This window comes from uncultured Rikenella sp., assembly GCF_910579375.1.
Classification (GTDB): Bacteria; Bacteroidota; Bacteroidia; order Bacteroidales; family Rikenellaceae; genus Rikenella.
Map to the genome: position 1 here is coordinate 1 of NZ_CAJTUJ010000069.1, position 9,591 is coordinate 9,591.

8 protein-coding genes are annotated in these 9,591 nt (G+C 55.3%); 4 read left to right on the top strand and 4 right to left on the bottom strand.

Annotation, left to right across the window (positions count from 1 at the left end; genetic code table 11):
* The 4 genes from QZ302_RS06710 to QZ302_RS06725 all read right to left on the bottom strand — a co-directional run.
* On the bottom strand, positions 1-2,226 hold a 2,226-nt coding region (locus tag QZ302_RS06710), incomplete at its 3' end, for a DUF4906 domain-containing protein (protein ID WP_294593859.1).
* 52 nt (positions 2,227-2,278) lie between these two features.
* Positions 2,279-3,592: a fimbrillin family protein gene (locus QZ302_RS06715; protein WP_294593861.1), complete on the bottom strand. Its 1,314-nt coding sequence runs from the start codon at positions 3,590-3,592 to the stop codon at positions 2,279-2,281.
* A gap of 396 nt (positions 3,593-3,988) precedes the next feature.
* Complete coding sequence (locus tag QZ302_RS06720; RefSeq protein ID WP_294593863.1) at positions 3,989-4,426, bottom strand: DoxX family protein; 438 nt, start codon at positions 4,424-4,426, stop codon at positions 3,989-3,991.
* Positions 4,427-4,463: 37 nt separating this feature from the next.
* Positions 4,464-4,826 (bottom strand): arsenate reductase family protein, encoded by a 363-nt coding sequence (locus QZ302_RS06725; RefSeq protein ID WP_294593864.1) that lies wholly within the window; start codon positions 4,824-4,826, stop codon positions 4,464-4,466.
* A 61-nt stretch (positions 4,827-4,887) separates the two neighbouring features.
* On the opposite strand from QZ302_RS06725, the gene QZ302_RS06730 reads away from it, so the two are divergent.
* The 4 genes from QZ302_RS06730 to QZ302_RS06745 all read left to right on the top strand — a co-directional run bounded on the left by QZ302_RS06730 (position 4,888) and on the right by QZ302_RS06745 (position 8,944).
* Positions 4,888-6,990, top strand: a complete 2,103-nt coding sequence (locus QZ302_RS06730) for a cation:proton antiporter (RefSeq protein ID WP_294593865.1) — start codon at positions 4,888-4,890, stop codon at positions 6,988-6,990.
* Between the two features lie 34 nt (positions 6,991-7,024).
* Positions 7,025-8,089, top strand: a complete 1,065-nt coding sequence (locus QZ302_RS06735) for an AI-2E family transporter (protein WP_294593866.1) — start codon at positions 7,025-7,027, stop codon at positions 8,087-8,089.
* A 114-nt stretch (positions 8,090-8,203) separates the two neighbouring features.
* On the top strand, positions 8,204-8,356 hold the full coding sequence (locus tag QZ302_RS06740; RefSeq protein WP_294593867.1) for a hypothetical protein: 153 nt from the start codon (positions 8,204-8,206) through the stop codon (positions 8,354-8,356).
* 441 nt (positions 8,357-8,797) lie between these two features.
* The gene (locus QZ302_RS06745) at positions 8,798-8,944 is read left to right on the top strand and encodes a hypothetical protein (protein ID WP_294593868.1); all 147 of its coding nucleotides are present in this window, start codon (positions 8,798-8,800) and stop codon (positions 8,942-8,944) included.
* Positions 8,945-9,591 lie beyond the last annotated feature (647 nt).

The window sequence follows — 9,591 nt, forward strand, 5'->3', positions numbered from 1 at the left end:
ACGACCGTTGGTGGCTTTGTAGTTCCCTGCACCATATTTTTCACCCGCTACGCCGTCCGAATAGTACGGGAAAGTCCCGTTCAAAGGCACTTCCGCGTCCCGCGTAAAGTCAGACCAAGTCCCGTTCGGGGCTACCCGCCAACCTTTAGGACACGGGTCGTACGGGCTCTTTACTGAACCGTCACCCCAGAGGTCATTGTTCTGATTATCTGCGTCTTTCGCATACCAGTCATACGGGGTCTGTGCATTGTAAATAAACGTCAACGGATTCTTTACAGAATAAGCCAAAGTACTGTTCTTACTCCACTTGTCAGCTGCAATCGTCACTGTACCACCATTGATGTCAAACCTCTTATAACCAGCAGCGTTCAAATTAGGCCCAGTTGCCTCAGCCAGCTCGTTAGTACCGGTATTACCATAAATCTTAATAGTCGTACCCGTAGCATTCGACGCATTAATAGTTGACGCATCTACATAAGGCAACGGATCTTTACGACCCCACTGATAAAACATCCCGAAAGTATTCTGCAGATTCAATGCAGTCTCAGAAGGCGCAGGAGCTGCATAATAGGTATTAACAGCCCCGAGGTTCCGGTCCATGATGACTTTATCACCATTAGTCTGCTGGAATTTGGTTCCATAACGATGCACTTTCCCACCCGTCGTGTTAAAGGCTACATTCTGACCTGCCGGATAGGGATGGCCATCAGTACCCAAGGTCGGGTTGGGGTTATAAGAGGTTACCCAAATATGCCAACTCCAAAGAATGCTCCCGCCAGAAGTTGCATTGTCATACAAAGCAACAACAGCATTACCCGATACATTGTGGGTGGATTTTACGGTTAACAACCCATTCTCTTTGTCCAAACTGATATCTGCATTTGTCAACACGTTCTGACGATCCTGCCAGAGTACTTCAGCACGCAGAGCTGCGGAAGCACCCAAGGTAGGCATAGAAGTTTTCCACCCTTCGGTCAACTTCCGGATATCGAACGTGTGCTGGCCATTTTCACCCGAGTTCGGCGCAATGATCCCACAGTTGCTGCGGTCGAAAGTTTCCTTGGTAATCCGGTGGTCGGCAGTATTGTGGCCTACGATGGTCACTTTGACGGTATAAACCGAGTTGCGTTCCACGTTAAAGTTACCGCGGTCAGCACCAGGATTCCCGAGCATCACGGTGTAGTTCAGCAAGGCACATTCTGCCGGAGATTTCAGGTAACCGGAGAGGTTCACGTAAGTCCCCATCCCGTCAGTTGCAGTAAGAATACGGTCTGCGTCAGTGGTCACACCGGGATTCTGACCCCGGTAGTTTTCGGGCATGTACCAAACGAGGGTTTTGAAGCCGTCGGCGTCTGCGGTCAAAGCATCCAAGGCGGTCTTCCCTACAGCCGGATAGTCTTTGTGGCTTTCACTCCCAGAAGTAGTCACCTTGGTCGGGAAAACGGTAGTAGCCGAACGCGGTGCCAAGGTGTCGTAAGTATAGGTGGTCGGCACGTTCTTCAATGCCACGTTGTTGATCTCGATATTGGCGCCGGTCACTTTGTATTTCAAGATGATCTTGGCAAAGAGACGGGTCAATTTCACGCCGGTAATTTTGGTGGTACCGTTCACCGGGCCGTTGTAAACGCCGATCATCGGAATGGTCGAGGTGGCGTTGAACTGCCATTCGCTGCTTGCACCGCCGACGTGTTTAGTCAGTTTCAACAAGTCCGCTACGGTAGCTGCATTAGCAGTGGTGAAGGTCGACGGCGAGTGGGTATTGGCCACAAAGAAGACTTTCCCACCAGCCGGTGCGGTGGTCAGGTTCACTGAGAGGTCATACGACCAGTCGGTGGTTCCCGAGCCAGCAGTCCCTGCGTCGGTCACTTCAGTATAATACGGGGTACCGAGCAAGTTACCGTTAGCATCATACTGAATAGCCCAGATGTCGGTGATCTTAGAGTCCTGCGCTTTCGGCAGGTCGGCCGATACTTTGGTGTCGACGACTTCAACGTCTTCGCCACCGAAAGAGATCGAGATGGCTTCATCACCCGAAGCGTTCGTTTTGGTACCGACAGTTTCGGCCGCAACCGGCGTCCGAAGGGACTCGGTGGCCAAACTTACCTGAACGGGGGTCTCATTGGGTTTCCCCAATGCGCCTTCCTCCGGCCGATAAATCTCTGATTTCTGGCACGACATGACGCCAAGTGCTGCCGCCGATATCGCGAAAATCATTAATTTTTTCATGGTTGGTTAATGTATGTTTTGTTTGTTTTTGTTTTTTTATGTTGTTCGGGTATTACTGTCCAAGCCCGGGTTGATTGTCGTTCACGTCGCCCCAACCGCCGACACCGCCGCCGGGATTCGAACCGCTACCATTGCCGCCCGGTCGCTGGTCAACATCCACGTCGCCCCAGTTACCCACATCACCACCGGGTTTCGAGCCCGTCGCATTACCGATCGTCCAGTCCGGATTAACCGGTTTCCATCCTCCGATATCTCCGGCGGCGTTATCGTCACCCATCTCGGTCGAGGTGTTGTAACGCTGGAACCACGATCCGACCAATACACCGCCCACGTTACCGTCTTCACCCAATTCACCATCCACAGAAACTTTGTTCCACGCCACCACGTCCAAGGTGAATTCGACTTCGGTCTGCTTGAAGTTCATATTATAGGTGTAGTGTTTCCCTTTCTTATACTCCATCGCAGGGAATTTGGTCTTGAAGAGATAAGCACTGTCACCCAAAGTCAAATAAATGTTCGCCGGTATCGTCGAGGCGTCATCCAGTTTCGGCAAAACGATCCCGAAACCTGTCCGTCCGATCAATTTCGGTTTGGACGGATCCGAATTATCGTTCAAGTCGCCGAACGTTTTCATGAGGCAGGTGTCATTGTCGTACCCGCTCCCCGAGGTCAAGTCCGTATTCATCCACCAACCGGCAACGTTCGTAGGCGGGTTCATCCGCCGCAACACAATGCTGTCGACTTTCAATTTCGTGACATCAGCACCGTCCGGCTGCTTGACGTTAAAGGTGATTTTGGAACACTTGTGTTCGAACACCAATGCAACAGTGGAAGCCGACTTGCTGACAGCCCGATTCAACAATGAATCATTGAGCACGTCCATCCCGTGGGTAATCCCATTGACGACATAAGGATTATTATTACTCCCGTTCGAAACAGGCAAGGCCGGCGAGTATGCGTAAAAGTCATACGTGCCGTTGTTCAGGCTAATGGCATCCGGCACCGTCCCGGTCGGATCCACCGTCCCGTCGGCTTTCACCGCACACGGCGTCAGCCCGCCATTCCCATCGGCTACATAGGTACACTGCGCAACGAAATCGTCATATCGCGGATCAGCACCGCCCGAATTATTCGCGTTACGCTTATACGCAAACACGCGTACCGTAGTACCCTTGTCCAAATTGACACGCGCCCGAGTCTGAAGCGCCTGCGAAGAGCTGCCCGCCTTGGCAGACACCTCCGCATCCTGATAGGCGATGGAGAAATGTATCGGGACAACGTCGTCGCCCAGATACATCATCTCTCTCCGCTGACAACCGACCACTGCCAACAACAGGGCGGCCGTCATCCATCCATACTTTTTCATGTTACGTATCATCTACGATTATTCTCCTAACAAATTATCCGACAAAACGTTATCGACGAAAATCCGCCGAAAAACCGCCTTTTCGGGCACTAATTATGTCACAAATGTAAAAACAATATTTTCAACCACCAAACAAAAACCGTCTTAAACACACCAATCAGGGCCTAATAATGAATTTTCCGAATTTCTGACATAAATGCCGCAATCGCGAAACAGCCGGCCTGTTTCGGGCTCTCGCCACCCTCAAAACAGTCATGTCGATAACGCGGAAACGGTGACAAATATTATTCGACAACTATTTTTCTACCAGGCGGTCAGTATTGAAAAAATAACGAAAACGCCTCGTTTTCAGCAAGAAAACGAGGCGTTCGACAGACTAACGAGTATGTCCGAATTTTATGCTTCGGGCCGCCGCAACACTTTTCCGATCAGCCGATCGATGGAGTAACGCCCGGGCCCGCTCACAAACAACACGACGAACATCCCGACATACAACAACGGCAACTCGACGCTCCCCAACCCCGTCCCGCCGTGGGTGGTCATCGCCATAATCATCGAGAAAATCATCGGAATCAGAGCGAAACGAGTCAATAACCCGCTGACAACCAAGAGCGAACATCCGATTTCGACCAAAATAATCATCACGAGCGAAACGGCTCCGCCCCACCCGATCGGATCGGGAAAACCATTCCGCAAAGCGGCGTAATGCTCCAACTTCGCCACCCCGTGCACAAACAGGAGGCCGCCGGCGAACAAACGCAACAGCAACAGAGCCAAATCGACATACCGCTCGCTCAGCAAAAAGCCCAGCCACGGATTTCCTTTCGTTTTCATAATTTTTCGTAGGTTTGGTGATACACCCTGCCGTCAATCAAAAAGCATGCAAAACTTCGCTCCACTCCCCGGGCCGAAATCCGACCCGCACACACGCCCCCACCACCAGCAAAGGCCGCTTCACCAACATCCCGTCCGTAGCCAGCAAACGAATCATCTCCTCGTCCGACATGCCGCCCAACTTCTCTTTCAGCCCCAAAGCCTTATAGCGCAATCCACTGGTATTGAAAAACTTCCGCACCGGCAACGCGCTCATCGCCACCCACCGTCGAAGCTCCTCTTCGGAGGGCCGAGACGTCGCTATGTCCCGCAACTCCGCCTCCACCCCCTGCTCCGCCAACCACCTGACCGCCCGGCGACAAGTGTCGCACTTCGGATAATATAAGAGTAATGGCCTCATTTTTGTACCTTCATTTCGTCAGACAAAAATAACGATTCCTCACCAAACTCCGAACCGCATTATGCTGCCCCTGATGTTCATAGACTTCACACTGCCGTTCACCAACCCGGTACTGAAATTCCTGCTCATCCTGATTATCATCCTCTTCGCCCCGCTGCTGCTCAACAAAATCCGCATTCCCCACCTGTTGGGTCTGATCATCGCCGGCGCCGTCATCGGGCCGTTCGGGTTCAACCTCATGGAGCGCGACAGCAGCATCGTGCTCACCGGCACGATCGGACTCCTTTATATCATGTTCCTCGCCGGGCTGGAAATCGACATCGCGGACTTCAAGAAAAACAGCGGCCGGAGCCTGATTTTCGGCCTCTTCACCTTCTGTATCCCGATGGTTCTGGGCATTCTGGCCAGCATCTACCTGCTGAACTTCAACCTCCTGACCTCGATCCTGCTGGCCAGCATGTTCGCCTCCCACACCCTGATCACCTACCCGATCGTCAGCAAACTGGGCATCACGAAAAACCAGGCCGTGACCATCACCGTCGGCGGCACGATGATTACCGACACCCTGGCCCTCCTCGTGCTGACCATCATCGTCGGCCTCTCGGCCGGTTCGGTCGACAACGGATTCTGGATCCGTCTGGGCCTCTCGCTGACCCTCTTCGGCGCTATCGTGCTCATCCTCTTTCCGTTGCTGGGACGGTGGTTTTTCAAGCGGTTCCACGACAACGTCTCGCAATACATCTTCGTACTGGTCGTCGTCTTTCTGGGGGCCTTTCTGGCCGAAACCGCCGGCATCGAGCCGATCATCGGCGCCTTTCTGGCCGGTCTGGCGATGAACCGGTTGATTCCGCGCACCTCGCCGCTGATGAACCGGATCGAATTCGTCGGCAACGCCCTCTTCATTCCCTTCTTCCTGATCGGCGTGGGGATGCTGATCGACTACCGCGCCTTTTTCAAAGACTTCGAGACGATCAAAGTGGCCATCGTGATGACCGTCGTGGCGACCCTGGCCAAATTTCTGGCCGCCCTGGCCACCCAGAAAAGTTTCCGTTACACCGCCGACCAGCGCCGCCTGATCTTCGGGCTGAGCAACGCCCAAGCCGCCGCCACACTGGCCGCCGTAATGGTCGGCTACGGCATCGTCACCGGCCACACCGAGACGGGCGAGCCGATCCGCCTGCTGAACGACAGCGTGCTGAACGGCACGATTCTGATGATCCTAATTACGTGCACCATCGCCTCGTTCGCCACCCAGCGCGGCGCCCGCAACATCGCCCTCTCGACCGCTTCGGAGAGCTCTCCGGAGGCAGAGAAGAACCAGCCCGCGGAACGCATCCTGATACCGGTGGGCTACCCTGCCACAGCCGAAGAGCTGGTACAGCTGAGCGTGACGATCAAATCGAAGAGCAACCGGAACGGCCTGTACGCCCTGCATGTCGTCCCGAACGCCGCGACAACCGGAGACGATGCCGACCGGCAGGGCCGGCGCGTGCTCGAACGGGCCGTCATGACCGCGGCAGCCACCGACAACGAGATGCAGGAGCTGCTGCGCTACGATTCGGACATCGCGAACGCCATCGTCAGCACCCTCCACGAGCAGAAGATCACCGACCTGATCCTCGGCCTGCGCCCCGAACGGGAGGGCGAGCCGCCCGTTCCGTTCCCCAGCGCCACGATCGACAACGTCCTGACCCAGAATCACATTACCACCCTGATCTACAAACCCGTCCAACCGCTTTCGACCGCCGGCCGCCTGCTGGTTTTCGTCCCCGACCGGGCCGAGAACGAACTGGGCTTCGCCCTTTGGATGCGCCGGGTATGGAACATGAGCCGCAACACCCACACGAAAGTCGTTTTCTACGCCCCCCTCCATACCCTGTCCCACATCCGTTCGATCCACACCAGACATCCGATCGAAGCGGAATTCCACGAATTCAACGACTGGAACGATTTTCTGATTCTATTCCGCGACGTGCGCGCCAACGACATCCTGCTGGCGGTGCTGAGCCGGAAAGGCGGCCCCTCCTATCACAAGAGCATGACAGCCGTTCCGGACTACCTGAGCAAATACGCGCCGTCGAACAGCCACATCCTGCTCTACCCGCTCCAGCCCTGCGACCCTCGCCACCACGATTTGAACAACCCCTCGCTGCTGCTCCCGTAACCGATCGGCCGCGTCCCAATCCCCACGTCCCGCCATGTCCGACATGCTCACCCGCCAGAACGCACTTTTCCGCCGGCTGCTTTTTCTGGGCCTCCTGATCGCCCTCGGCATCATTATTTTCCACCAGCTAAGCTTCTTCACAGGCGCATTCCTGGGCGCCGTCACCCTGTATGCAGTCCTGCGCCAGGCTCTTTTCCGGCTGACCGACGAGCGCCGGTGGCGTCCGTGGATCGCATCGGCCACCCTGGTGACCATCACCTGCATTCTGCTCCTGAGCATCGGTTACCTGATTTTCGAAGTAATCGCCACCGAGATTCCCGACCTGAAAACGGCCCGCATCTTAGCCGGCATCAACCAATTGATCGAACAGATCAACGACCGAATCGGCTACCGAGTTATCTCCGGCCGGTGGCTTGCCGAGTCCGAAGTCTTCATCAAGCGCTTCGCCTCGATGCTGATCAATACGACCTACAGCTTCACGGCCAACATCCTGATGACGGTCGTGATTCTCTACTTCATGCTGAGCGCCGGTCGTCGGATGGAGGCGGCTCTGGTTCGCTACCTGCCTTTCAGCGGTCAGGGTCAGTTGTTGTTGCGGCGCGAAGCGAAAAACATGATTTTCAGCAATGCTATCGGCATTCCGGTCATCCTGTTGGCCCAGATGGCGACCGCCGGTCTGCTTTATTGGGCCACCGGCATCCCCAGCGCCCTGTTTTGGGCCTTTCTGACCGCCGTGTGCGGACTGGTTCCGATGGTGGGAACGGCCTTGGTTACAGTTCCTCTGGGCATTTATCTGCTCGCCACGGGAGCCGTCTGGCCCGGCATTTTCCTGTTGGCGGGAGCTGTGCTCATCGTGGCCAATGTCGATAATGTCTGTCGGATTTTCCTGATGAAACGGGCGGCCGATACGCATCCTTTGATCGTAGTGTTCGGAGTCATCGTAGGGATTCCTTTGTTCGGCTTCTGGGGGATTATTTTCGGGCCGCTGCTGATCTCCGGTTTCCTGCTGTTGATTCGAATCTATTATATCGAATACCGATTGATTCCCCGGAATTCCTCCGACGATCCGGAAATCCCGTTGGATACCCCGGCCCAATAATGCCTTCTCGGTCGTTATGCTTCGTAATCGACACTGTTCATTTGAGTGAATGGCAGTCTTGTCGGAGTGTCCGAAAGCCCCGCCCCGGGCTGCCGCGAAAGAGCCGATGGGAATATGTACAGCAACGGATTTAGCGGTTATAGTTGGGCTTCGGGCGCAAACAACAGCATTTCCGGCTTCGATTTACTGTTCGATTCGAAACGTCTCTACAACAACAGTGCGAATTATCGCGGCTACGGTTTCCAGTTGCGTTGCCTCTCGGAATAAATGGACGCACAGCGTCGTTTACCGACCGGGGCTACCCCAAATGGAACCAAGGTAGCCCGATTGTTTGGGGTAGAGGCATTTAGAGTAAAGGCGGCCATTAAAACGCCCTATGAACGCGCCCCGGGCTACCGCAGCAACAGTACAGGCACGCTATACGGCATCGGCAACGGCGGTTACAGTTACTCATCATCCGTGAATGGATCCAAGGGCATGTATTTGGGATGGGATGCAACATGGCTCCTTTCCAACAATGCGAACAACCGTGGCCATGGTCTTCAGTTGCGTTGCCTCTCGGAATAAACGGGACTGAGAGCTTTCGACGGAACCGATTGGGACTTAGAACCCGGGCTTGAACACGACTTTTCCATTCAGATTTTACGAGTCACGCAGCCCGCCCCGGGCTACCGCGACGCAGGTAACGAAAGGCAATTAGGCAATCTTATGTACGTCGGCGGCAGCGGGTTCAGTTGGTCTTCCATCCCAAATGGAGTCAACGGCCTGGACTTGAATTTCAGTTTGCACGGCCTCGGTCCCAGCAGTACAAGCTATCGCGGTTACGGTTTTCAGTTGCGCTGCCTCTCGGAATAAACGGGAACGAGAGACACGCGGTAGGCAATGGGCCGGAGCTACCCTAATTAGGTGCTTCTACCCTACTTTACATTTGACTTTACGGTCGAACGCCCGGGAAGTACCGCAACTCTCGACGCGCAAGCGACGTGTTGCGTGCCTACCGTGAGGAGGCGTCCGGCCCGCGCGACCCTAAAGGGTCGCAGAAACTCGCCCCAAAACACTACCAAGAACTCATCCCAAAGTTTTCGGGTTCAGCCTATCGCCCATCCTCCCCGAGCGGCAAGGCCCGTGACCCCAAAGGGTCGCAAGAGTAAAACCTTAAGCCCGGCCACCAACCTCGCCCCATTCTTTCGGGTTCGGGCTGCGACGTCCGGCCCGGGCATCAAAGATGCCCCGTCGCAGGCCCGGCGACCCAACGGGTTGCAGAAGCACCGCATCCATTCACCGCCCCTTTCTGTGGCATTCGTCCTCGGCGCGCCCCCCTCGCGCCGCTATTGCGTCGCTCTCGCCGAGGACAGCGACCTAAAGGTCGCAACAATTCCGGCACCAGCACCGACCAATTCTGTCGGGTTCAGGCAGCGGCGTCCAGCCCGGGCATCGAGGATGCCCCGCCGCAGACCCGGCGGCTCGTAGAGCCGCAGAGGTACGACCAAAAGCAAAGCCCA

Coding starts and splice junctions, on each gene's coding strand:
- QZ302_RS06715 (WP_294593861.1), bottom strand. CDS start 3,592: ATGAAAAAGTATGGATGGATGACGGCCGCCCTGTTGTTGGCAGTGGTC.
- QZ302_RS06720 (WP_294593863.1), bottom strand. CDS start 4,426: ATGAAAACGAAAGGAAATCCGTGGCTGGGCTTTTTGCTGAGCGAGCGG.
- QZ302_RS06725 (WP_294593864.1), bottom strand. CDS start 4,826: ATGAGGCCATTACTCTTATATTATCCGAAGTGCGACACTTGTCGCCGG.
- QZ302_RS06730 (WP_294593865.1), top strand. CDS start 4,888: ATGCTGCCCCTGATGTTCATAGACTTCACACTGCCGTTCACCAACCCG.
- QZ302_RS06735 (WP_294593866.1), top strand. CDS start 7,025: ATGTCCGACATGCTCACCCGCCAGAACGCACTTTTCCGCCGGCTGCTT.
- QZ302_RS06740 (WP_294593867.1), top strand. CDS start 8,204: ATGTACAGCAACGGATTTAGCGGTTATAGTTGGGCTTCGGGCGCAAAC.
- QZ302_RS06745 (WP_294593868.1), top strand. CDS start 8,798: ATGTACGTCGGCGGCAGCGGGTTCAGTTGGTCTTCCATCCCAAATGGA.